The organism is Streptomyces sp. NPDC028722, assembly GCF_040637655.1.
Taxonomy (GTDB): Bacteria; Actinomycetota; Actinomycetes; order Streptomycetales; family Streptomycetaceae; genus Streptomyces.
The window spans coordinates 15,982-39,815 of the sequence record NZ_JBEZWU010000027.1 but is presented as its reverse complement, the minus strand read 5'-3'; the positions used below and the strand labels follow the sequence as shown (position 1 = coordinate 39,815).

Genomic DNA, 23,834 nt, shown 5'->3' with positions numbered 1-23,834 from the left:
AGCTGCTTCTTTCGCATTTCCAGGACAGACGGGGGGCCGGCGGCCGAGGGGTGGCGGCGCGGGGAGTACGTCGTGCGGTTGGTGACGCGAGCGCGGGGCGAACGAAGGTGCGGGGCGCAGGGCCCCGTGGAGGGCGGCCGGCGACTCCCGCAGGGCCGCCTCCGCCGCTATGGTGAACGTAACCGGATAGCTGTCCGTTCCTGGAAAACGTAACGGACAGTTGTCCGCTTAGCAAGGGCGAGGTTCGGCCACGCCGTTCGGCCACGCCTTGAGGAGGACGAGTGCCGCAGCAGAAGGACTCACGCCGGCGCTCGGACGCACAGCGCAACCGCGAGCGCATCCTGGAAGTGGCACTCGCCGAACTGTCGCACTGCGCCGACACCCCCCTGAGCCAGATCGCCAGGAAGGCGGGCGTCGGGCAGGCCACCTTCTACCGCAACTTCCCCAACCGCGAATCACTCGTCCTGGAGATCTACCGCCACGAGATGCAGCAGGTCGCGGACAGCGCGGAACACCTGCTGGCCACTCGCGCGCCCGACGAGGCCCTGCGCGCCTGGATGGACCGGCTCGCCGAGTTCGCCATGACCAAGGCCGGACTGGCCGACGCGATACGGCAGGTCACCGGCGCGCCCGGCGGCCCTGCCAAGCCGTCCCCCACACCGGTGGCCCACGCGGCGGAACGTCTGCTGCGCGCCAACGAGGAAGTCGGCGCCATCCGCCCCGCGGTCACCGCCGACGACTTCCTCCTCGCCATAGCGGGCCTGTGGCAACTCGACCCTCACGAGGACTGGCGCCCCCGCGCCGCCAGACTCCTCGACCTGGTCATGTCCGGTCTGCGCAGCGGGGCGCCTCGGGGGTGAGGTGCGGCCGGAAGCGGGTGGGGGCGTTCTGTGGGTGAGGCGCCGCCGTGGTGCGGACGGGACGCCGCGCGGGTGACGCGCCGCCCGCCGTCCGGTCCGGCGCACTGTCGGCACCGCGCGCGGTGAGGCCGCGTCGGCGCCGTGTGACGGACCGGTCGCCGGCGGGCCCAGCCGGTCGGCGCGCAGGCGTCGAGCTGGGCAGGGTGGCGTCGACCGCGACGCACACGTGGTGGGCATGCGGTCCCGGGACGGGTGGTCGAGGTGCCGGACGTGGCGGACGGAGATCCGTTCCGCGGTGGTGTCGTCACGCGGACGGTCCCGGCGACGCCGGGGGTGACGGGTGGGGGCCCGCACGGACGGTCCTGGCGACGCCAGGTGTGACGGGTGGGGGTTCCGCGTCGGGCGTGCGGAACCCCCCGGGCTGCCGGGTTCCGGTCAGGAGGTGTGCAGGGTCAGACCGTACCGGCCCAGGATCTCGTTGATCGGCTGGAACCAGGTCTCGCCGCCGCTGGAGCAGTTGCCCCAGCCGCCGGAGGTGACGCCCTGGGCCTGGTCCCCGGTGATGAAGGAGCCGCCCGAGTCACCGGGTTCGGCGCAGGCGCTGGTCTTGGTCAGCTCGTGCACCGCGCCCTGGCTGTAGTTGACGGTCTCGTTCAGCGCCAGCACGGTGCCGCAGTGCCAGTGCGAGGTGGAACCCGAACGGCACACCGAGGAGCCGACGGGCGCCACGGCGGAGCCGCGGACGAGCTGGTCGGACACCGTGCCCCAGCCGAGCACCACCGGCACCGTCCACCAGCCGCTGCCCACGCTGACCCAGGCGTAGTCGTTGTCCGGGAACGAGGAGCCCTGGAAGGTGCCGATGTAGGAGTGGTCCCAGCCGCTCACCCCGGCGCCGGGCTGCCCGCAGTGCCCGGCCGTGACGAAGCCGCCGTACACCGAGAAGCCGATGGAACAGCGGACGTTGCCGGTGTAGTAGGGGTCACCGCCCACGGTGCCGGCGGCGAGGGTTCTCGGGGCCGCGGAGACCTCGACGGTGACGGGCCCGGTCCTTCGGGCCCGGGACAGGAAGCGCCGGACATCGTTGTCGGTCCGCTTGCCGCGTACGACCTCGACGACGACCGTGCCCGCCTTCGGATCGACATGCCAGCCGCTGACCCCCGTGGGCGCGGTCAGCCGGTCGATGCGCGCCTTGGCCGCGTCGAGTTGCCGGGCACTGTGCTCGGCGGTACGGACGGTGGCCCCGGAGCGTTCGATCGCCCGGCGCGTGGCGGCCGGGGCGTCCCGGGTGAGCGCCACGGTCAGACGCCCGCTCGGGGCGTCGAACCAGGAGCCCGCGTAGGCGGCGCCCGCCGTGCGGCGAGCCTTGGGGGCGAGGTGCGCGGCGGTCTTCTCGGCCGCGAGCCGGGCCACCGCCTGGGTACGGGTCAGGCCGAGGTCCCGCTGCATGGCGGTGACGACGCCGTCGGCGGCGGGCTGGGCGGATCGTGCGGAGGCGGCGGGCTCGGCGGCGGAGCCGGTCGCCGACGCCGGGAAGGTACCGGCCGCGCTCAGTCCGCCGAGGACGAGGAATGCGGCCGCGACGGCGTGCGCAAGTCTGGTGCGTCTCACGGAGGTTGCCCTTCGTCGTTCCAGGGGTGGGGGTGGAACAGCCGATGTCTGAGAGCGCTCTCATGCGTGGCGGGGCAGAGCCTAGTCGCGTCCGCGCGTCAGGTCCATGCCAATGCAAGGCCCAATTCAACGATGTAATCGGCGGCCCGGTACGCCGCCGGGCGGGTGACGGCTCATCGGGTGAAGTCCGCCGGGTGGACGGCCCCTCACCGCGTGTCCGCCTCCGGCCCGCGTGCCCGCCGTCACGGGGGTGTCCCCGCCGCGCCATGAGCGGCGGCATCCGTCAACTCGGCCGGGTCTCGCAGGGGTCCAGGGCGGGCGGAGCGGGCCGGGCCGGGATAGAGGAGAGTCATGAGAAAGTCCCGAATACCACCCTGGGCGGCCTCCCTCCTCCTCGCGGCCGCCTGCACCCTCGCCGGTCCCGCGGCCACCGCGGCGGCACCCGGCATCGCGGCCACGGGCTACGTAGCCCTCGGTGACTCCTACTCGGCGGGGGTCGGAGCCGGCAGCTACCTCACCGCCATGCCGCGCTGCCTGCGCAGCAGCCTGTCCTTCCCCGCCCTGTGGGCCGCGGCCCACTCCCCCTCGTCGTTCGGCTTCACCGCCTGCGACGGCGCCAGGACCGGCGACGTGCTCAACAACCAGCTCGGCCCGCTCGGCCCGCGCACCGGTCTGGTCACCCTCACGGCAGGCGGCCGGGACGCGGGCTTCACCAGCGTGATGGCGGCCTGCGTGGTGGGCGGCAGCGGCAGGTGTCTGTCCGCCGTGGCCAAGGCCCGCTCCGCCACGGACGGGACGCTGCCGGGCAATCTCGACCGTCTCTACTCGGCCATCCGCGGCAGAGCGCCCGCCGCCCGTGTCGTGGTGCTCGGCTATCCGCGCCTGTACCAGTTGCACGGCAGCTGTTCGGGCGGCTTGTCGGACACCGAGCGGTCCGCGCTCAACGACGTCTCGGACCATCTCAACGAGGTGCTCGCCGCGCGCGCCGCCGCCCACGGTTTCACCTTCGTCGACGTGCGGAGCGCGTTCGGCGGGCACGAGATCTGCTCGCCCGAACCCTGGCTGCACAGCGTCGACTGGCTGGATCTCGGCGAGTCCTACCACCCTACGGCGACCGGGCACTCCCTCGGCTATCTCCCCCTGCTCACCGACGCGCTCTGAACCGGGGCACGGGCTCCGGTCACCTACCGGCCGTCGCCTTGCGCCGCGCCTGCTCGAACTCCTGGACCGGGTCGCCGCCGGCCTGCCAGGGCCAGGCGGTGACGGTGCCGTCGAGCGCGTCGAACACCGCTCGGGCCTCCACCCGCCGGTCGGCGGCCAGCAACGCGTAGGCGAGGACGTTGAGATCGGCCATGGCCGCGGCGTGGGTCAGGAACCCCGGCCGTACCCAGGTGGACACGACACGGTCGAGGGCCTGGGCCGCCATCGCCTGGGACCAGTGGTTGCGCGCCACCAGCGCCTCGAACCCGCCCCGGTCGAGCACCGCGTGGTACTGCTTGACCTGGGCGGTCAGTTCCGTCGCCGCGCAAGGGGCGTTCGCGGGCATGCGGGCCCGCAGGGTGTCCACGAACTCCAGGACCTGGATGCGCGATCCGGCCTCCTCCGGGCTCAGATAGCCCAGCATGCCCAGATACGCCTCCCGGTTCCAGCGGTCACGCGCGAGCACCTCGTTCCACACCCCGAACACCCGGGGCTGTGCCCAGCGTTCCACGCGCGCCACCGCCAGGAGGACGACCCACGGGGTGGGATCCTCCGGTGCGATCTCGGCGGCCCGCAGACAGCTGTCCACGGTGCCGGCCGCGTCCTCCAGGCCCCCGCGCGTACGGGCGTGGGCGACCTGGGTCCAGGCGTGCAGGACGAGCGCGTTCACGTCACGCGGCTCGCGCGTGGCCCAGGTCCGCGCCAGATGCGATCCGGCCAGGAAGCCGGCCAGCACGCCCATGCGGTGCGTCCGGCGGTCCCAGTCGCCCGGCTCCTGGCCCAGCAGCCGGGACAGTTGCGCGGCGCACAGGTCCGTCGTCGCGATCGTTCCGGTCCGCGTGGTCGCCAGCAGGGACTTCAGCAGCCTGCCCAGGTCCTGGTCACCGAGTTCCGGCGCCAGACGTGCCGCTCCGCGGCGACGCGATAGAAAAGCCATGGCCGGAGGCTAGACGGGCTTGTGGATTACGCAAGGTATGCGCCGAGATCGTTATCTGTCACCGACCGTTTCGTCCGTGCGCGCCCGTCCCCCGGCCATCACCAGGCCGCGCTCCGCGGCGGGCGGGAGGCCCCGGTTCACGAGCTTGCTCCCGGGGTACATCGCGATGACCCGACCGCCCGGGCAGGAGGCGAGGTGCCGCCCCTCCCCCCGTGACGCGGTACGGGCGCCTTCCCGCCCGCGCGCGCCTCCCCCGAGGGGGCGGACGCCCGGGGCGGGGTCAGGTCGGCAGGAGCGCTTCGATCCTGGCGATGACGTCGGGCGTGTCCGGCCTGACGCGTGAACCGATGCGGTGCGCCACCAGGCCGTCGGGCGAGACGAGGAACTTCTCGAAGTTCCACTCCACGTCTGCGGCCACCCCGTGCTCGTCGGGGGCGGCGGTGAGGAACTCGTAGATCGGGTGCCTCCGCGCGCCGTTGACGTCCACCTTCTCGAAGAGGGGGAAGGTGACGTCGTAGGTGGTGGAGCAGAACTCCCGGATCTCCTCGGGGGTTCCCGGTTCCTGTTCCCCGAACTGGTTGCAGGGGAAGCCCAGAACGGCGAACCCGCGGGGCCCGTAGCGCCGGTGCAGTCGTTCCAGCGCCGCGTACTGCGGTGTCCGCCCGCACTGCGAGGCGACGTTGACCACGAGCAGTGCCTTTCCCCGGTAGGCGCTCAGGTCGCCGGGCTCCCCGGCGAGTGTGCGGACGGGAATGTCGTACAGGGTCATGTCGGCGTGTCGCTCCGCTCCTGTCGGGGTGCTCGTTCAGTCGGACCGGGTGATGCCCGGGTAGGTCTTGCGGAAGGCGCTGACGACGGCATCGACGTCCTCGTCGGTCATGCCGGCGCCCAGACCGATGGTGACGGAGCGGCCGAGGAGCCCCTCGCTGGTCCGGTAGCGCGGCGGACGGTCCCACTCCACGCCCCAGGGCGTACGTCCTTCCCGCACGGCGCGGTTGGCCGTGACCGGCTGCCCCTGGTACATGGTGTGCGCCGGGATGCCCTCGGCGTTCAGGCCGGCGACGAAGCCGCGCGCCGCCAGGCGCGAGTCGAGGAACAGGGTGAGGTCACCGCCCGATCCGTCCTCGTCCGGCAGCCGCCGCCAGCGCACCGGCAGATCGGCCGTCTCGCCGCGCACCTGGCGCGCCACGTCGCGCAGGCGCCGGCACATGGGGACCAGCCGAGGGAGCTGCGCGGACAGGATGGCCGCGGTCAGCTCGGTCATACGCTGGTTGGCGCCGATGAACGGCGGGCTGTCGGCGGTTCCCCGCGTCGCGCCCTTGGAGGTGGTGAACTGGCCGCCCTGGTCCTGGTACCGGGCCACCCGGTCGTACACGTCGGCATCGGCCACGGTGACCGCGCCGCCCTCGCCGGCGGTGATGTTCTTGTCGAGCTGGAAGCTGAAGGCGCCCGCGTCGCCGAGGCTGCCGACGGGCCGTCCCCGGTAGCCGACGCCGGCGGCCTGGGCCGCGTCCTCGATCACCCGCAGTCCGTGCCGGCGCGCGACCTCCGTGATCGGCCCCATGTCGGCGGCGGCGTTGTTGAGGTGGACCGGCATCACGCCCCACGTGCGCTCGGTGATCTGCTCCTCCAGCTTCGCGGGGTCCAGCGTCAGCGAGTCGTCGACCTCGGCGAAGACGGGGATGCCGCGGGCGGCGACGACGGCGCTGACACTGCCGACGAAGGTCACGGCGGGCACGATCACCTCCGCCCGGGGCGGAATCGCCAGGCCGATCATCGCGGCGGTGAGCGCGGCGGTGCCGGAGGACACGGCGACCGTGTGCGGGACCCCCGCCACCGCGGAGAACGCGGCCTCGAACGTGTCGGTCCGGTGGCGCAGGTCCGGCCCGTAGTAGCGGAACAGCGACCGGGACCGGATCACCTCCATGGCGGCGGCCGCCTCCTCCTCTCCCCACAGCGCGAGGGCCCGCCAGGTCTCGTACCGCATCCGCGGGCCGTCGGTCACGCGGCCGCCTCCGTCACCGTGTCGAGGTCCGTCGTGCTGTGGGCCACCACGAAGTCCTCCAGGAAGAGGTAGTCGAGCCGGCTGGGCCCGAAGAAGGCCAGCGCCTGTTCGGGGGTCTCCACGATCGGCTCACCGCGGTCGTTGAAGGAGGTGTTGAGTACGACGGGTACGGAGGTGAGCTCGCCGAACCGTTCCACCAGTTCGTAGAAGGCGCCGTTCGCCTCGGGGGTCAGCGTCTGGACCCGTGCCGTCCCGTCGACGTGGGTGATGGCCGGCACCTCCTGGCGCTTGTCGTCCCGCACGGGCGCGACGAGCAGCATGTACGGGGACTCGATGTCGAGTTCGAAGTACTCGGAGGCCCGGTGGGCGAGGACGGCGGGGGCGAACGGCCGGAACGCCTCGCGGTGCTTCACCTTGCGGTTGAGGATGTCCTTCATCTCGGCGCGGCGCGGATCGGCGAGGATGCTGCGGTGGCCGAGGGCACGCGGCCCGAACTCGGAGCCACCGGTGAACCAGCCTATGAGCGCGCCCCGCGGGAGGAGTCCGGCCGCCAGCCGGGCCGGCCGCGCCACGCGCCGGTGGGGCAGGCCGGAGGCGTCGAGGGCGGTCTGGATCTCCTCGGTGCTGTACGACCGGCCGAGGTAGGTGTGGCGCTGGGGCCGCGGGGCCGTCCTGGGCGCCTTCGGGCCGCGCGGCCGCGGCTGCTCGCCGAGGACGTGACAGCCGTAGTACGCGCAGCCGACCGCGCAGCCGTTGTCGCCCGCGGCGGGCTGGGCGAAGACGTCGGTGAAGGGTGTGTTCCGCAGGATCTTGCCGTTCGCCACCGAGTTGAGGACCACACCGCCGGCCAGGCAGAGGCGGGAGAGTCCGGTCTCCCGGTGCAGCCAGTGGGCGGCGTGCAGGACGGCGGTCTCCAGGAGGTCCTGCGCGGCCCAGGCGAGGTCGGCGCCCCGGGCGAAGCGCTCGTCCCCTTCGAGTCCGTCCAGGGCGTGCTCGACGATGTGCAGCAGTCCGCCGCTCTTCAGATGCAGTTGGAACCGGCCCTCCGGCAGGAGGTCGAGGTAGCGGTGGAACTCGGCCCGGTAGCGGTCGGTCCCGTAGGGCGCGAGGCCCATGGTCTTGCCGTCCTCGGTCAGGTACCAGCTGCCCTCCTCGTAGAGGCTGAAGCCGATGGCCCTGCTGACCGCCTTGTACATGAAGCCCAGCGAGTGGTCGCTGTCACCGGCCTGGTAGACCTTGGCCTCCCGCAGGCCGTCGGTGCTCCAATTGGTCCCGTACACCTTGGAGATCTCGGTGATCTCCGTGCCGGTGCCGACCGACATGGTCATGGTCTCGACGCCGTGCCCCTCGAACAGGCTGCCCGCGCCGTCGACCACGAGGACGGCTGCCTCGGGGAAGGGCGAGGGATAGAAAGCGCTGGCGGCATGCGCCATGTGATGCCGGATGAGCGTCATCCGACTGCGGAACGGGAAGTAGCAACTGGGCAGGAGGGTGTCGTCCGCGACGATCGCCTCCACCTCACCGAGCCGGACTCCCCGGGTTGTCAGGCAGTACCGCCAGCACTGGTTCGCCAGTGAATTCACATTGACGGCGTATTTGCGGCGTGTGAGCCGCTCCTCTTCAATACCGACGACGATCTCACCGTTCTCGACGAGACAAGCCGAGAAGTCATGGTTGGAACCACCGAGCCCGAGAGCCAGCATACTGCCGTCCTTACTGCCAGTTCAGCCTACTGATTTGGCGAGCACGTGGAGGTAACGCTACCTTGTTCCAACTGGTCGGCCATCAGGCGAAGATGAGCCATCCTCCGGCCGGATCGGGTCGCGTTCCAGCCGAAAGGCAGCACCGCGGGCCGCGCACATTGACCCTGCGTTCAGAGTGAACTTAGACTCGTCGGTCAACGGAGCGTCATGCGTGAAAACGACCCTGGGTTCGGTGATAAGGCATGGCCCTGAAAAGCGAGTTCCGTGAAGCGATGTTCGCACACCGCGACGGTCAGGACCGTCTCAAGCTCCTCATGAACGACATGGTCATCGAGGAGCAGTTGTGCCAGATGCGATGCTCCTACTGCCTCACCGAGGACTTCAACCTCCTCATGCAGGTCCCGGACGCGAGGCTGCGCCTGACCACCGACCGGCGCGCGGACTGGCACGAGATCCTCGACGCCTATCACCGTCATGTGGACAGCCCCATCATGCGCCTCAGCGGTGGCGAGTTCTTCTGGCTGAAGGGCTCCACCGAGTTCGTCGCGGAATGCAGCGAGAAGTACGAGGTCGTGCAGGTCATCACCAACGGCGCCTTCCTGACGCCGCACCGGCTGGAAACCCTCGCCGAGCTGGGCAACGTCCAGCTGTGCCTCTCCCTGGACGGCCATACGCTGGAGCTGAACGGCCACCGGCTGCCGCCGAAGCAGCACAAGCTCTTCGACGTCATCATGCGCCACCTGGACCACGCGGTGGAGCTGGGCATCCCGATCGAGATCCAGTCGGTGCTCAGTGACCTGAACGCCGGCAGCCAGGCGGAGTTCGCCGAGTTCCTGCTGGAACGGTACGGCCGTGGCGTGATGCTCTACTTCTTCCCCGTACGCGGAGAGACCAGGACCACTCACGCGCCCCCGCTCGGCGACCATTTCGCGCCACTGCTGGAACGCTACGACGAACTGTCCGCGGTCCTTCCGCCGCGCGCCTTCGTGGAACACATAGGCAATCAACTGCGCACCGGTGTCCGCACCCTGAGGTGTTACGCGACGGCCACCATGGTTCAGCTTTTCGGCCAGGGAGACGTCTCCTGCTGCCCGTACGCCTGGCTCAAGCCCATGGGAAACATAAAGGAGAGTCCCGAACTGATCCATGAGCAGTTCGGAAAGCACCAGCACTACGATATGTTCATGCAGTCCCGGCCCCGCTTCCCGTATTGCAAGAGCTGCACCGGGCCGATCGACGTGGTCAACCTCTATCTGTTCGGGGGTATCTCCGAGGAGGAGATCGCGCGTTGCGCGCCGTACGCCGGACCCCGCGCTCTGGAACGGCTACGGGAGCTGAAGTCGGCGTTCACGCCGATCTTCGAGCCGGCCGGGGAACCGTCCGCCCACTGATCCCGCGGGCGGCGGAATGCCGGAGAACCAGAGCATACCGAGGCCTCGAGGAGAGTAATGCTTTCAGTGGATGGGATTTCCGGCGACGACTTCGCGGGTGCCGGGCTGGAGAGGCTTCTCACGCTTCCGCAGCACGATCTGCTCACGCTCGCCGGGGACTGGCTCGGTGAACTCGCACCGTGGCGGAACGCCGAGACCCTGGCGGCGATCTCCACCACCATCGGCGCCGAGTCCGTCCTCTCCTCCCTGTTCGTCTTCGGGGAACAGGTGGCGGAGTCCGATGTCCGCTCGCAGGTCCCCGGTCCGCTGCTCGATCTCCTGCTCCGCGCCCGGGTGCTCGCCGAGGACTCCGGAAAGGTGTCGGCCGACTACTGCCTGGTCCGCGGGGACGGTATGTCGCTGCTGGCCGCCTGGCGGGCGGCCGGACGGGACACGGGATCGTACGCGCCCTGGGTCGGCACCGACTCGATGACGCTCTCCCGCCTCGTGGCGGCGCGCCGCGGTGCGCGGTCGGCCCTGGACCTCGGGTGCGGCACCGGCATCCTCGGCCTGTCGGCGGCCAGGAACGGCGCCGAGGTGCTGTCCGTCGACGTCAATCCGGAATGCACGGCGGCTGCGACGCTCAACGCCCATGTCAACGGGCTGGGAGACCGGCTGACCGCCGCCGAGGGGGACATCATGTCCCTCTCCCTGAGCTCCCGGTTCGATCTCGTCGTCTCCAATCCCCCCTGCCTGCCGCTGCGTCGGGGCTCGCTCGGCTGGTTGGCCGGCGAGGCCGGGCTGGACGGCCTGGAGTTCTTCTGGGAACTCCTGCGCCAGGTTCCCGGGTTGCTCACCGAGGACGGCGAGGCACTGCTCCAGGCCGCGGCCTACGGGGACGAGCGAGGGCCGTTCTTCGTCCCGGAGCTGGAAGCCGCGCTGCGGCGCCTGAAGGTCTCCGGGCGCCTGCTGCTGCGGCCCTCGACGCCCCCGCGCTGGCCGGCCTTCGCGCCGCGCGACGAACAGCAGCAGCTCACGGGCCCGCTCGGCGACGAGGTCCGGGAGTATGTCACGCGGATCGGTGCCACCCACTACTACGGATTCGTCCTCTCGGTGCGACTCGGCGGCGAGGGCATGGAGGTGGGCCGCTTCCGGTGATCACCCGGGCGCGCCGAGCCAGTCCGGCCCCAGCTCGGCGCGTTCCAGGGCCGCGACCGCGTCGGTCGCCTCGATCAGGGTCAGGCGCGTGGTGTCGACCAGCCGGACGCCGGGCACATCGGGCACCTCCGCGTCGAGGTGACGCTCGGCGAGCCGGCCCTCGATGAAGTGCCGGCCGCCCGCGTCCTTCTCGATCCGGGTCGCCAGCGCCTCCGCATCCGCCCGTAACCCGTAATGGACCGGGTCCGCGCCGAGTTCCTCGAACACCTTCTGAAAGCGTTCGTAGACCCGGCCGACGAGGACCACTCCGGTGACGATCACGACGCGCGCCCCCCACTCCCGGTAGACGGGCAGGGCGGCGCGCACGGTCGCGGCCATCAGGTCGTACACCTCCTCGCCCCCGTTCCACGGATGGACGATGGGATCGCAGTCCATCGCGGCGGCCGGGACGCTGTACCGGGTCACCAACTGGTGGCCCAGCCTGGTCTTGCCCACGCCCGGAGCGCCGGTGATCACCACGGCGCGCATCAGTTCGCGCCCTCGCGGACGGTCCCGACGAGGCGGAAGCCCAGGTGAGGGACCTTGAGGAGTTTCGCACCGGAGTCGAGGTCCAGGAACTTCTGCTTCAGGACCGAGGTCACCTTGTTCACGTCCTCCCCACCCGTGGCCTCGGTGAGTTCCTCACGGGAGACGATCTGGCCCGACCGGTCGGACAGCAGGCGCAGCAGCTCCGCCTCGGCGTGGGTCACGGGCAGCGACTTCGCGGGGCTACTCAGTGAGCCCTTCCCGTCGAGGGTGAGCACCTGGGTGTTCTCGGACGGCGTGACGTTCTTGAGGTAGCTGAGGGTCTCCACGAGCCGGGGCCGCCGCAGGGGGCTGGCCAGCGTGAAGCTGAAGCCGCGGGAGACCGCGGCCAGGACCTCGGTGGCGGAGATGCCGTCCAGCACGGCCACGGGGTAACCGCCCCCGCGCTTCAGCTCCTCCATGGACAGGTCGTCCGGCCGCGCGGCGGCGATCCGGTGGAAGGAGACCAGCAGCGCGCCGGGCGGCGGGGCATGGCCGGCCTCGGGGTCCGTCACATGCAGGGGGAGGCCCACCTCGGCGCATGCCTCCGTGAGGACCTCCAGGTCCGCCGGTATCAGGGACTGAGCCAGTGCGTACATGAAGAAACCCTTCACAGAGCGGCGGGGCCGCGGTTGCCGGTCGGGGGGAGAGAGACGGTCAGCCGTACATCAGCCAGACCCGTTCGGCGGCCGGAGGTGCCGGAGCCGCCGCGCCCTGCGCGCCCTGCGCCAGGCGCATGTCGTGGCGGCGGATGCGCTGGATGATGCCCTTGCGCACCTGGATGCGGTAGGCGCCCAGTGCTTCGCACTTGGTGAGCGCCGCCGTCTCGTCCACGGGCAGCAGCCGCGGGCGCAGTGCGCCGAGTCCCGCTTCGGCCAGGCGCGCGCCGAGCCGCTTCGCGGTCTCCTCCGCGGCGGAGAACAGGGAGTACGGCTGGTCCTCGTAGAAGGCGACCTGCGCACCGCCGAGCCGTCCGCCGCGCGCCAGTTCCAGCACCGCTTCCCGGCAGGCGAGGTGGTCGACGTGACCGCCGACGCCCAGGGGCACGTAGACGAGGCCGGCGCCGTCCAGCAGGGGGGCCAGCCGTTCCGTGACCGCCTCGAGGAGCTCCGGCTCCTCCCGTGCGGAGCCGTCGGACCAGGCCGGGTCGGCGAAGAAGCGGTCCCGTCTGAGGTCGCGGTCGGCGGCGTCGACGAAGCCCAGCAGCTCGACCCGGGCGCCCAGCACGCGGGCGGCGACCGCCTCCTCCGCCAGCAGGAGGCGCCGGGTCGTCGCCGGACGTCGGCCGTAGTACGGATCCCTGGTCCACGTCTCGACGCTGAAGACGTCGAGGAACCGGCCCCCCTGCCGGGCCACGGTCCCGCCGAGGGCCAGAGCGGCGTCGTCCGGGTGCGGGGACACGATCACGGGCGCTTCCGCGACCGCGTGGCCGGCTGTGCGCGGGGGTGCCATGAGCAGCAGCCCGTGCCGCCGCCAGCGGCCGATGGTCCCGCGGTCCGCCGCGGTGAAGCCGTCGAGGGGCCGACTGCCGTCGCAGTGGGACAGCAGGACGGCGTCACGGTCCGGCACGGGGCCGGGCACATCGACCTGACGTCCCATGAAACGGAGCCGACCGTCGACTGTTTCCACATGCGGCAGGACGGTCGGGCACCATGTGTCAGGAATCTCTGTCATGTAACTCCCGAGCCCGAGCGGTGACGAATGACAGACGCGATATGGGCGGAGCATACCGATCGCCGCCACACGCGCACAGGGCAGGTTCCAGACCGGCAGAAAATGAGGGACGGGTGGCCGAAATTACCCCGCCGGGGCCGTTCTGATCTTTGTTCGCGGACCATCGAGAGGCGGATTGGTTTCCGGTCATTCATTCCGTCCCGAAGGCCGCTTCCGGCGACATCCCCCGGCCCGCGCCGCCCGCCGGGAACACGCCGCGCACCCTCGGCCGAATTCGCACGTCAGCCGCCCCGCACCGGAGGAGTTCCGGGCCGCCCGGCCGCACCCGGACGGTGACCTTCACCAGTGCGCCGGCATGGTTGAACAGGTGCCGAACGCAGGGAATTGGCCATGCCGGCGGCCCGGTGACGGCGGCCCCATTGCGTCGGGGATCTTCTGCTGTAGCCTCAAAGTTGCGATTTGGCCTGCCGGAGCGATTAGAGGACGAGGCAGTGAATGGAGACTCGCGTACTACTTGTTCAGCAAGGAGTCTGGGGGAATTCTGCGGCCTCCATGCCGCTGGCCATCGGCTACCTGAAGGCGTACGCCGACGCCGATGAGCGCATTCGACGGCGGATGGACATCTCCATCCGGAACTATCCCGGCGACGTCGCCCTGAACGCCATGTCCCGGGATCTCATCCGGGACGGGTGTCCCGACATCCTCTGCTTCTCCGTCCTGGGCTGGAACTACCGCTCCTTCGGTACCCTCGCGGAGACGTTCAAGCAGATGAACCCGCAGGGCTGGGTCATCTTCGGCGGCAACCACGTCGCCCACCAGGCCGAGCGGGTCTTCCGTATGTTCCCCCAGGTCGACGTGGTGGTGAACGGCGAGGGAGAGCTGATCTTCCGGGACCTGATGAACGGCTATCTGGACGGCGCCCGCCGCACCGGCCTCCACGAGATCAGCGGCATCTCCTTCCGGGAGGCCGACGGGAACCTGGTCACGACTCCCGAGCGGGAACGTATCGAGGATCTCGAGATCCTGCCGTCCCCCATCCTGACCGGAGCGGTGCCGCTCGTCGACAAAAAGGGTCGTTTCCTCTACGACTACGCGCTCATGGAGACGAACCGCGGCTGCCCCTACAAGTGCGCCTTCTGTTATTGGGGAGGCGCCACCGGGCAGAAGATGCGGGCGTTCTCCCGGGAGCGGCTGCGCGAGGAACTCGAGGTGCTGGGGCGGCACGGCGCGGAGATCCTCATGCTCGCCGATTCCAATTTCGGGCTCTTGCGCCAGGACGAGGAATTCCTCGACGATCTGCTCCGGGTGCGCAGCACATACGGGTTCCCGAGGAGACTCGAAACCTCCTGGGCCAAGAACAAGTCTCCCGGCTTCTACCGCATCATGGAAAAGATGAAGCAGTCCGGGATGCACAGCGCCTTCATCCTCGCTCTACAGACGATGGATGATTCCGTGCTGGATCTCATGCGCCGGCGGAACATGAAGCTGAACGACTGGGAAAGTCTCGTCGCCTGGCTGACCGAACACGGCATCACACCGTATCTGGAACTGATCTGGGGAGCGCCGGGCGAGACCATCGCCTCGTTCCTGGACGGTTACGACCGGGCGGCACGGCATACGCCGTTCATTGCCGTCCATCCGCTGATGCTGCTGCCGAACACCGAGTACCACGACAAGCGGGAGCAGCACGGACTGGTGACCGTGCGCGGTGAGCAGGACGACTTCGACTACGTGCTCGCCCACAGGACCATGACGCTCGCGGACAACGAGCGCATGCTCCGCTTCATCTGCTGGAACCGGGTGCTGGCCCGGAGTCTGCTGCTGCACAACATCTGGGTCGCCCTGCGTGAGCTCGCCGGTGTCCCCCAGTCACGCGTCATCCTCAGTTTCTCCGACTGGATCGAGAAGAGCGACGACCCCGAGGCCCGGCAGTTGCACGCGGTCGCCAAGCCGGCGAGTTCCGCCAGCGAACTGGTCGACCCCAACGTCTGGCGCCTGCTCACCAAGCGGCTGTTGCGGCAGTGGTGGCAGGAGGCCATGCGCCCCGACGTGCCCGAACACCTGCTGCCGCTCCTGGACGAGGTGTTCCGGTACGACCTGCTGTGCCAGCCCGTCCGCCCGCTGCCCGACGGTTCGGGTCCCGAGGAGGACCTCCCGGTCGTCACGAAGTACGGGGAACGCTGGTACCTGCGCAGTGACGCGGAGTTCACCCACCCTGTGCCCCGGTTGATCGCCGCGCTCCGGCGCGGCGAGACGGTGAGCACGGAGCCGGAGCGCCATACCGCGGACTTCTACTACCGCGTCGAGTTCGGTGGCGACCTCCAGCACTACTTCCGCATGGACCGCTTCCGCGGGCTGACCGAGCAGCAGCTCGACGAACAGTTCACGAAGGTTTGACCGAGACTCTGACCACGGGAGACGAGAGACGATGGATCGCGCCGGACTCATTCGGGAACTCCACGAGATCGCAGCGGGCATGACCAAGGGCGATCACCGGCAGGCGCCCGAGGAGGGCGACGCCAGCCTCGTGGAGCAGTACGGATTCAGCTCCCTGGACGCTCTGGAGTACCTGCTGATCCTCGAGGAGAAGTTCGATGTCGTCTTCGAGGACGAGGATCTGACGGAGGAGACGCTCTTCTCCATCGAGGGCCTCGCCACCTACATCATCGAGCAGAGGGCCGGCGAGAGCCGCTCCCTGACGTGACGGCCATGACGCCGACGGCCGCGCGGCCGGGTGGAGCGGCCGGCGAGGTAGCGGTCAGTGTGGTCGTTCCGACCCGTGACCGGACCACACGACTGCTGCTCACTCTGACGGCCCTGGCACAGCAGACCATGGACCGTGAGCGCTTCGAGGTCATCCTGATCGACGACGCCGACGCCGACGCCGACCGCGCACCCGGCCGCGGTGCCGTGGAGCAGGTGCTGTCGGCCGGACCGGCGGGACTGCCGATCCGGCCGGCCGCCACGGGCGGGCGTGGTGCGGCCTGCGCGCGCAACAGCGGGGCGCGGCTGGCTCGCGGGGAGGTCCTGCTCTTCCTCGACGACGACACGCTCGCCACACCGGGGTTGCTGGAGGCGCACTTCGCCGCCCACGAGGACGCCGGTGCCGCCGTGGTGCACGGCGGCATCACCGATCTGTCCGCGTTCGCGCTGACACCCGATCCCCGGCCGTTGCAGGCGGCCCTGACCGGTGCCCGGGGGCGGAGGATCGAGCCCGGTACCGTCGCCGACCTCGGCTCCCGTGCCCCTCTCCTCGGACCGCGCGTGTCGTTCATCGAGAGAACCGCCCGCAAGGTGACGCAGTCGCCCGACTACGCCGCGCTGCGCTGGCTGACCTGCATCGGAACGAACACCAGCATCCGGCGCACGGTGTTCGAGCGGGTCGGCGGCTTCGACGAGCACTACGGAGAGCTGTGGGGCGGCGAGGACCTCGAACTGGGGCTGCGGCTCTCCGCCTCGGGCTGCACGTTCGAACCGCTCGACGCGACCGCGTACCACCTGCCGACGGCGCGCCGGGACACCGGAGACCTCCTGCCCAGGTTCTGGCGGCGGGTCGCCGACCGGCACGGCGACCCGCGCCTCGCGGACGTGGGCACCTTCCTCGCCGGCCGGCTCTCCCTCGACGAACTGGCCCAGCGGCTCGCTCGCGTGGACGGCGCCGGGGCACCCGGAACGGCGGTGTCATGACGACCCCGGAGGCGGCCACCGTGATCGTGGGCGGTACGGCCCCACAGATGCTGGACGGCCTCCGCTCCCGGCGGGACCTGTCCGTCCTGGCCGCCGGTGAGACCCTGGGCGCCGCCTTCGTCGGCGTGCTGTCCGCGGCGCTGGGCCGCCTGCCCGCCTCCCTGCGGACCGGCGCCCCCGTGGTCATGGCGGCCACGGACTACTGCGTCTCGGCCACCTCCCGGTACGTCAGCCGGTGCGTGGAGGCGGAGGCGGGGGGCCGCAGGCTGCGGCCGTCCGAGGCCATGACACCGGAGCCGGCGCAGCTGCTCCAAGAGCTGGCGGCGGCCGGTGACTGGGACGGGCCGGGTTATGTGCTGATCAGCCCGCGTGCGGCCACCTTGCAGGCGGTGCGCTGGGCATGGGGCACGATCTCCGCGGGGCTGCACGAGGCGATGGTCGTGTGCGAGCTGGTGCGCGACCCGCACGGCGAGGGCTACCGGGTCGCTGCCGTTCCCGTGACCGCTGCCGGCAGTGCCCGCTCCTCACCCGCCGACGGCAGCGGTGGCACGGGCGGCACCGGCCGGACGGCGGCACGGCGGCCGTCGGAATCGTCCGGGCCGTCGGGGCCGTCGGTGGTCCTCTCCGGCACCGGCCTGGTCACCGCCTTCGGTGACGGAGGGGCCGTGTTCTGGCAGAACCTGCTGGCCGGCGGACGAGGGCTCTCCGAGCTGACCCGCTTCGACGCGTCCCGCTTCCGCAGTACGACCGTGTGCCAGACGAAGGTCGAGGCGGAGCCCGGACAGCCGACGCGGCGTGCGCTGGTCGACCGGGCGCGTGCCGAGGCGCTGCGGGAGGCCGGACTCCCGGAGCTGCCGGACCGGACCCTGCTGGTGTACGCCGGGGTGGTTCCGCACCTCCCGCAGGTCAGCGACGCGCCCCGGATCGACGAGATCGCGCTGGAGCCCGACTGGGACGGGGACGGCTCGGGCATCGCCCCACGGAACGCGGTGCTGATGGCACACGCCTGCGCGTCGGGTGCCTTCGGGCTGGCGATGGCGCGCGAGTGGCTGCTGTGCGGGCTGGCCGACACGGCGGCCGTCATCGGCGTGTCGGCCCTCAACGCGTACGACTACGCCTGCCTCGACGTGCTGCGCGCGACGAGTACGACCGCCGCCCGCCCCTTCGACGAGGACCGCTCCGGCGTCACCGTCGGGGAAGGCGCCGGGGTGATCGTGCTGGAGACCGCCGAGCGGGCGGCGGCCCGCGGGCACGCCCCCCTGGCGACGCTCAGCGGGATCTCCTGCCGGGTGGCGGGTCAGGGCGTCAGCCGGCTCAACGCGCACATCGGCGCCGCGTGCATGCGGGAGGCCCTGGTCATGGCCGGGCTCACCACCGTCGACTACGTCCACGGCCACGCTCCCGGCACCCGGCAGGGCGACGAGGCGGAACTGCTGGCTCTGGACCGGATCGGCGCCGAGCACGGCTGGCGGGGCGTGCCGGTCAGTTCGTACAAGGGGGCGGCCGGCCATCTGCTGCACGCCTCGGTGTTCCCCGGAGTCGTGGCGGCGGTCCGGGCCCTGCGTGCTGAGGTCCTCCCGGGCACACCCGGGCTGCGCAAGCCCCTCGACACGCGGCATGTGCGGGTGCTGCGCGATCCGGAGCCCTGTGCCGGGATCCGTTCCGTGATGGTCGACAACTTCGGGTTCGGCGGCAACAACGCCGCGTTCCTCCTCACGGGGGGCGCGGCCGGGCGCATGAAGTGGAGTAGGGATGGCTGACGCGGTGCTGATGACGCCACGGGAGATCCTCACCGGATTCTCCAGTGTCAACAATCAGAACGTCCTGATCAACGATGACGAGTACCTCCGCCTGGACCCGGCGATGCGCCTCTTCTACGAGAAGGTCCGGGAGAACCTTGGCGTGGCCTGCATCGCCGGTCACCTGAGGTCCTGCGGATATTCGGTGCGGGCGCTGAACCTGCACGGGCGCAACCCCAGCGACGAGGTGATCACCGATCTGATCCGGCGGGAGCGACCCCGGTTCGTCGGCATCAGCATCATGTACGACCTGCACATCATCGACGCGGTCCGGCTGCTGCGCTGCGTCCGCAAGGCCGACCCCTCGGTCTTCGTCGCGATCGGCGGGGCGTTCTGCACGTACAACGCCAAGCTCATAGCCGAGCGCATCCCGGAGGCCGACTGCGTGGCCTTCGGCGAGGGCGAACTCACCGTCGAAGGCGTCATGGAGTGCCTGGCCGCGGGCCGGGACTGGCGCGGCGTGCCCGGCCTGTGGTTCTGGCGGGACGGCCGCGTCCGCAGCAGCGGCCCGCCGAAACTCCCCGATCTCACCAAGGAACCGTGGCCCGCCCGCGACCTGCTCGTCCACCACCGCAAGCACGGCATCCCCACCCCCGTGGCGTCGACGTACACCAGCCGCGGCTGCCACGCCAAGTGCACCTTCTGCTACGTGCCCCGGGCGCCGGGTGTCGTGGCGGGCGAGGCCTGGCGGGTCCGCTCGCCGGTCGACGTCGTGGACGAGATCGAGTTCCTCCAGCGGGAGTTCGGCACCCGGTTCCTCTGGTTCAACGACGACAACTTCGGCGGCGCCTTCCAGGAGGGCTACCACCACGCCGTCGGGTTCGCCGAGGAGATCCTCCGCCGCAACCTCGACATCTCCTTCCACAGTGAGTTCCGCGTCGACACCGGACTCATCGACCGGGAGGCGCTGCGCACCCTGCGCCGGGCGGGGATGGCCTCCGCGCTGCTCGGCATGGAGACCGGAGCTCCGACGATGGCCAAGAGGTTCCGCAAGGGAACCATGGTGGAGTACAACTTCGACGCCGCCCGCATCTTCAAACAGGAGGGCATCGAACTCGAACCCGGCTGGATCATGGTCGAACCGGGTACGACCCTCGACGAACTCTGGGAGAACCTCCAGTTCATCGTGGCGGCCGGCATCGCCATGAGCGAGAACCCCTTCTCCTTCATCAGCCGCGCCATCGCGCTGCGCGGCACGGAGATGTACGACAAGATCACCGATCCCGCTCCCCCGGAACTCCCGGACGTCGAGGGGCCGGCCAGGGATGTCCTGCTGGAGGCCCGCCGGGAGTACCGGATCCCGGACCAGCGGGTCGAGGACGTGTGGGCGGCCTGGAGCAAGGTCAGCGCGGAGGTCGCCGACCACAAGGAAGAGCTGCCCTTCGTCGCCCAGCTCATCGTCGACGCGACCAGGGCGCGCAGGTCCCGGGGTGAGCGGGGCCTGCGCCCGCTGCTGAGCCGGCTGCGCGGCTGGGTCGAGGGCCTGCCGGATCTGCTGGTCGCCTTCCTCAACGTCGGGCTGCTGCTCGCGGACGAGAACCCGCCCCGGCTCGCCGAGCGGCTGGAGGCGGAGCTGCGCACGCTGGTCGACGCCTACGACAGCAAGGTCCTGGGCCGGCCCTATCCGGTGTTCGTCGAAGAGACCAAGAGGCTGTGCGGAGAACAGGCCATGGCTGGGTGACCCGGCCGGTGTCGGGACGTGCACGCAAGGACGAGAAAGGAGACCGGACATGGCGGATGTGGTCCTGCTGACCCCCCGGGAGATCCCCACCGGCGCCGCGAGCCTGAACAACCAGAACGTGCTGATCAACGATGAGGAATACCTGTCCCTCGACCCGGCGATGCGGCTGTTCTACAAGCGGGTCCGGGAGAACCTGGGCGTGGCCTGCATCGCGGGCCATCTGAGGGCCTGCGGGTATGCGGTGCGGGCGCTGAACCTGCACGGGCGCAACCCCAGCGACGAGGCGATCGTCGATCTGATCCGGCGGGAGCGGCCCCGGTTCGTCGGCATCAGCATCATGTACGACCTGCACATCATCGACGCGGTCCGGCTGCTGCGCTGCGTCCGCAAGGCCGACCCCTCGGTCTTCGTCGCCATCGGCGGGGCCTTCTGCACGTACAACGCCAAACTCATAGCCGAGCGCATCCCGGAGGCCGACTGCGTGGCCTTCGGCGAGGGCGAACTCACCGTCGAAGGCGTCATGGAGTGCCTGGCCGCGGGCCGGGACTGGCGCGGCGTGCCCGGCCTGTGGTTCTGGCAGGACGGCCGCGTCCGCAGCAGCGGCGTACCCAAGCTCCCCGACCTGGCCGAGGAACCGTGGCCCGCCCGCGACCTGCTCGTCCACCACCGCAAGCACGGCATCCCCACGCCACGCGCCTCGACGTACACCAGCCGCGGCTGCCACGCCAAGTGCACCTTCTGCTACGCGCCGCGGCAGCCTGGAGTGGTGGACGGGTACTGGCGCGTACGGCCGGTGGAGGACGCGGTCGACGAGATCGAGTTCCTCCAGCGGGAGTTCGGCACCCGGTTCCTCTGGTTCAACGACGACAACTTCGGCGGCGCCTTCCAGGACGGCTACCACCACGCCGTCGGGTTCGCCGAGGAGATCCTCCGCCGCAACCTCGACATCTCCTTCCACTGCGAGTTCCGCGTCGACACCGGGCTCATCGACCGGGAGGCGCTGCGCACCCTGCGCCGGGCCGGCATGGACCTGGCGCTCCTCGGCATGGAGACCGGGTCGCCCGGCATGATGAAGCGGTTCCGCAAGGGAACCACCGTGGAGTACAACTTCGACGCCGCCCGCATGTTCAAACAGGAGGGCATCGAACTCGAACCCGGCTGGATCATGATCGAGCCGGGTACGACCCTCGACGAACTCTGGGAGAACCTGAAGTTCATCGTGGCCGCCCGGGTGCACGAGAGCGAGAACCCGTTCTTCCTGATCAACCGGGCCATCGCGCTGCGCGGAACCGAGATCTACGAAAAGGCCACACGGTACGAGGAGCCCGACATCCCCGGCGTGGAGGGCGCCGCCTGGGAGGTGCTGCGCCACGCCCGCCGCGACTACCGCGTCGAGGACGAACGCGTGGAACACCTGTGGACGGCCTGGAGCCGGGTCTCCTCGGAGATCAACGACCGCAAGGAGAACGAGGTCCCGTTCCTGGCGCAGAGCATCGCGGACGCCGTCCGTGCCCGGCGCGGCACCGGCGCCCAGTCCCTGCGCCCCCTGCTGGGCCGGCTGCGCCGCTGGGACCAGGGGCTCGCCGGGCTGCTCGTCACCTTCCTCAACGCCGGGCTGCTGCTCGCGGACGAGAACCCGCCCGGACTCGCCGACCGGCTGGAGACCGAGTTGCGGGCCATGATCGCCGCGTACGACCGCGAACACCTCGGCCACACCTTCCCGGACTTCGTCGTCGAGACGGCGAGGGCGTGCGGCGAGCACGCCCTCGCTCAGGTGAGGGGCTGACCGATGACCCGCGAGAGAGTCCGGTTCGCGGCCGTGGGCTGCGGCAGGGTGTTCCAGCGCTACCACCTGCCCTGCGCCGACGCCCGGGACGCCATGGAACTGGTGGGTGTGGTGGACACCGACGTGGAGCGGGCCCGGGCGCTGACGGCGGACCGTCCGCAGGTGTGGACCGGCACCTGCGTCGACCTGCTGCTCCAGGAGACGCGGCCGGACGTGATCAGCGTCTGTACGCCCAACGACGCTCACGCGGAGCCCGTTCTGGCGGCGCTGGACGCAGGCATCGCGGTGCTGTGCGAGAAGCCCCTCGCCGCCACGGTGGAGGAGGCGCGGCGGATGGCGGCCCATCCGGCGGCCGAGAAACTGCTCGGGGTGAACATGCCCTTCCGCTTCCACCCGCTGCTGGAGGCCTTCGCCGACGTGGCGCGGTCCGGCGCGCAACGTGTCGGCTTCACCATCGCCACTCCCGGCAACAGGGTGTGGCGGGCCTGTACGCCCTGGTACGGCGACGCGCGGCGGGCCGGCGGCGGCGCGCTCCTGGATCTGGGGCCGCATGCCATCGACCTGCTCATGACGGTCTTCGGACGGCCGGACGTCGTGGCGTGCGAGGTGGACGCGCCGGGCGTCGAGGAGCGGGTCCGGCTGGAGCTGTCGTTCCAGGGCGTGCCGGCGACGCTGCGGATCGATCGGGCCGCGCGCAAACTGGAGACGTCGGTCACCGTCACCACCGCCGACGGTGACCACGTCCTGGATCTGCGCCGTAACGAGCTGCGGCTCGCGGACGGCACGGTCGAGGCGGCCGGACAGCGACCCGAACTCGCCGCCGTCTCTGCGTACTTCGACCTGCTGACGGGCGCCGCCGCCCCACGCGGAAAGGTGAGCGCAAAGGACGCCCTGGAGGTGCAGCTGGTCGTGGAGTCGGCCTACGAGCACACCAGGGGCGCGCACGGTCCCCTCGTGCGAGGCCGGTGACGGGGGCCGGTGAGGGGTGTCGTCCGAGATGCGGGCCCCCGGGTCATCCGAGGAAGGTGGCCACTTCGCCGCAGAAGCGCTCAGGCTCGGTGCGATGCACGTAGTGGCCCGCGTCGATGGCCAGCAGCCGCCCCTGCGGCACCGCCTCGGCGACCTCGGCCAGCAGTGACCGGGGCACGGGGCTGGACAGCCCCCCGCTGATCACCAGCGTCTCGGCGGTGACCTCCCCGAGCCGCCGCCACCACCCGGGATCCGCCTTCCTCAGGCCGTCGATGACCGGGCGCACCGCGGCGCTGTCCAGCTCTCCCGCCCTGCGCAGCTCGCGGAACTCCCGGTACAGGGAGATGACGGGCGCCCGGTCACCGCTCGACCGCGCCGACAGCTCCGCCTCGGCCGCCGCGTCCCGAGGGGGCGGCGGCGTGTCCTCGATCACCAGCCTGCGGACCCTGGAGGGATGGCGCTGGGCGATGAGCCAGGCGACATGACCGCCCATGGAATGCCCCACCAGATCGACGGCGCCCAGGCGGTGACGGTCCAGCAGGGACATCACGTCCCGGTACATCGACTCGAAGGTGTAGGCGTCGGCCCTGGGGCTTCGCCCGTGGCCTCGGAGGTCCGGAACGAACAACCGGTGCCCTTGAGGCGCCAGCGCGGAGACGAGCCGGTCCCAGCTGCGTCCGGTGTTCCCCAGCGCGTGCAGCAGAACCGCCGGTCTGCCCGCCGGATCGCCGGTGATCCGGCAGTTCAACGTCACAGGTGCGTCGGCCGCCCCACCCTGACCCAGCGTCTGATCCGCGTCACGCAGCACGCCGCGATGCTAGTCGCCGACGGCG

At 70.8% G+C, this 23,834-nt stretch carries 20 protein-coding genes; 11 read left to right on the top strand and 9 right to left on the bottom strand.

The genetic code is table 11. The features are described from left to right. The first annotated feature begins 281 nt into the window (after window positions 1-281). The gene (locus AB0F03_RS30745) at window positions 282-860 is read left to right on the top strand and encodes a TetR/AcrR family transcriptional regulator (protein ID WP_361997768.1); all 579 of its coding nucleotides are present in this window, start codon (window positions 282-284) and stop codon (window positions 858-860) included. A gap of 435 nt (window positions 861-1,295) precedes the next feature. Here the strand turns inward: AB0F03_RS30745 and AB0F03_RS30740 are convergent, their stop codons facing one another. Next, complete coding sequence (locus AB0F03_RS30740; protein WP_361997766.1) at window positions 1,296-2,468, bottom strand: alpha-lytic protease prodomain-containing protein; 1,173 nt, start codon at window positions 2,466-2,468, stop codon at window positions 1,296-1,298. A gap of 351 nt (window positions 2,469-2,819) precedes the next feature. On the opposite strand from AB0F03_RS30740, the gene AB0F03_RS30735 reads away from it, so the two are divergent. Further along, a complete protein-coding gene (locus AB0F03_RS30735; RefSeq protein ID WP_361997764.1) occupies window positions 2,820-3,629 on the top strand; it encodes an SGNH/GDSL hydrolase family protein in 810 nt (269 codons plus the stop codon). A 19-nt stretch (window positions 3,630-3,648) separates the two neighbouring features. On the opposite strand, the gene AB0F03_RS30730 is transcribed toward AB0F03_RS30735, so the two are convergent. The 4 genes from AB0F03_RS30730 to AB0F03_RS30715 all read right to left on the bottom strand — a co-directional run bounded on the left by AB0F03_RS30730 (window position 3,649) and on the right by AB0F03_RS30715 (window position 8,313). Beyond that, complete coding sequence (locus AB0F03_RS30730) at window positions 3,649-4,605, bottom strand: hypothetical protein (RefSeq protein ID WP_361997761.1); 957 nt, start codon at window positions 4,603-4,605, stop codon at window positions 3,649-3,651. Window positions 4,606-4,885: 280 nt separating this feature from the next. Continuing rightward, window positions 4,886-5,374, bottom strand: a complete 489-nt coding sequence (locus AB0F03_RS30725) for a glutathione peroxidase (RefSeq protein WP_361997758.1) — start codon at window positions 5,372-5,374, stop codon at window positions 4,886-4,888. Window positions 5,375-5,410: 36 nt separating this feature from the next. Beyond that, the gene (locus tag AB0F03_RS30720; protein WP_361997755.1) at window positions 5,411-6,610 is read right to left on the bottom strand and encodes a DegT/DnrJ/EryC1/StrS family aminotransferase; all 1,200 of its coding nucleotides are present in this window, start codon (window positions 6,608-6,610) and stop codon (window positions 5,411-5,413) included. Beyond that, window positions 6,607-8,313, bottom strand: a complete 1,707-nt coding sequence (locus tag AB0F03_RS30715) for a carbamoyltransferase C-terminal domain-containing protein (RefSeq protein WP_361997753.1) — start codon at window positions 8,311-8,313, stop codon at window positions 6,607-6,609. The genes AB0F03_RS30720 and AB0F03_RS30715 overlap by 4 nt, the downstream gene beginning before the upstream one ends. 272 nt (window positions 8,314-8,585) lie before the next feature. Between AB0F03_RS30715 and AB0F03_RS30710 the strand changes: the two genes are divergently transcribed. Both AB0F03_RS30710 and AB0F03_RS30705 read left to right on the top strand, forming a co-directional pair. Beyond that, on the top strand, window positions 8,586-9,704 hold the full coding sequence (locus AB0F03_RS30710; RefSeq protein WP_361997750.1) for a radical SAM protein: 1,119 nt from the start codon (window positions 8,586-8,588) through the stop codon (window positions 9,702-9,704). 57 nt (window positions 9,705-9,761) lie between these two features. Continuing rightward, a complete protein-coding gene (locus AB0F03_RS30705; protein WP_361997747.1) occupies window positions 9,762-10,841 on the top strand; it encodes a class I SAM-dependent methyltransferase in 1,080 nt (359 codons plus the stop codon). On the opposite strand, the gene AB0F03_RS30700 is transcribed toward AB0F03_RS30705, so the two are convergent. From AB0F03_RS30700 to AB0F03_RS30690, 3 genes are read right to left on the bottom strand one after another with little or no spacing between them, the layout of a single operon-like run. Continuing rightward, window positions 10,842-11,369, bottom strand: coding sequence for a hypothetical protein (locus AB0F03_RS30700; protein ID WP_361997745.1), 528 nt, complete (start codon window positions 11,367-11,369; stop codon window positions 10,842-10,844). Further along, window positions 11,369-12,004, bottom strand: a complete 636-nt coding sequence (locus tag AB0F03_RS30695) for a hypothetical protein (protein ID WP_361997743.1) — start codon at window positions 12,002-12,004, stop codon at window positions 11,369-11,371. The genes AB0F03_RS30700 and AB0F03_RS30695 overlap by 1 nt, the downstream gene beginning before the upstream one ends. Window positions 12,005-12,062: 58 nt before the next feature. Continuing rightward, a complete protein-coding gene (locus AB0F03_RS30690; protein ID WP_361997740.1) occupies window positions 12,063-13,004 on the bottom strand; it encodes a PIG-L family deacetylase in 942 nt (313 codons plus the stop codon). A 570-nt stretch (window positions 13,005-13,574) separates the two neighbouring features. Between AB0F03_RS30690 and AB0F03_RS30685 the strand changes: the two genes are divergently transcribed. The 7 genes from AB0F03_RS30685 to AB0F03_RS30655 all read left to right on the top strand — a co-directional run bounded on the left by AB0F03_RS30685 (window position 13,575) and on the right by AB0F03_RS30655 (window position 23,001). Further along, window positions 13,575-15,476 carry a KedN5 family methylcobalamin-dependent radical SAM C-methyltransferase gene (locus tag AB0F03_RS30685; RefSeq protein ID WP_361997737.1) on the top strand — a complete coding sequence of 634 codons (1,902 nt, stop codon included), beginning with the start codon at window positions 13,575-13,577 and terminating at the stop codon, window positions 15,474-15,476. A gap of 79 nt (window positions 15,477-15,555) precedes the next feature. Beyond that, entirely contained in the window at window positions 15,556-15,783 is a 228-nt protein-coding gene (locus tag AB0F03_RS30680; RefSeq protein ID WP_361997734.1) for an acyl carrier protein, read from the top strand. A 59-nt stretch (window positions 15,784-15,842) separates the two neighbouring features. Continuing rightward, a complete protein-coding gene (locus AB0F03_RS30675; protein ID WP_361997731.1) occupies window positions 15,843-16,766 on the top strand; it encodes a glycosyltransferase in 924 nt (307 codons plus the stop codon). Beyond that, window positions 16,763-18,526 (top strand): beta-ketoacyl synthase N-terminal-like domain-containing protein, encoded by a 1,764-nt coding sequence (locus AB0F03_RS30670; protein ID WP_361997729.1) that lies wholly within the window; start codon window positions 16,763-16,765, stop codon window positions 18,524-18,526. Before AB0F03_RS30675 ends, AB0F03_RS30670 begins: the two co-directional genes overlap by 4 nt. Continuing rightward, complete coding sequence (locus AB0F03_RS30665; protein WP_361997727.1) at window positions 18,519-20,246, top strand: radical SAM protein; 1,728 nt, start codon at window positions 18,519-18,521, stop codon at window positions 20,244-20,246. Before AB0F03_RS30670 ends, AB0F03_RS30665 begins: the two co-directional genes overlap by 8 nt. 49 nt (window positions 20,247-20,295) lie before the next feature. Next, window positions 20,296-22,032: a radical SAM protein gene (locus tag AB0F03_RS30660; protein WP_361997724.1), complete on the top strand. Its 1,737-nt coding sequence runs from the start codon at window positions 20,296-20,298 to the stop codon at window positions 22,030-22,032. 3 nt (window positions 22,033-22,035) lie between these two features. Next, window positions 22,036-23,001 (top strand): Gfo/Idh/MocA family oxidoreductase, encoded by a 966-nt coding sequence (locus AB0F03_RS30655; RefSeq protein ID WP_361997723.1) that lies wholly within the window; start codon window positions 22,036-22,038, stop codon window positions 22,999-23,001. Between the two features lie 43 nt (window positions 23,002-23,044). Here the strand turns inward: AB0F03_RS30655 and AB0F03_RS30650 are convergent, their stop codons facing one another. Continuing rightward, a complete protein-coding gene (locus AB0F03_RS30650; RefSeq protein WP_361997721.1) occupies window positions 23,045-23,809 on the bottom strand; it encodes an alpha/beta hydrolase in 765 nt (254 codons plus the stop codon). Window positions 23,810-23,834 lie beyond the last annotated feature (25 nt).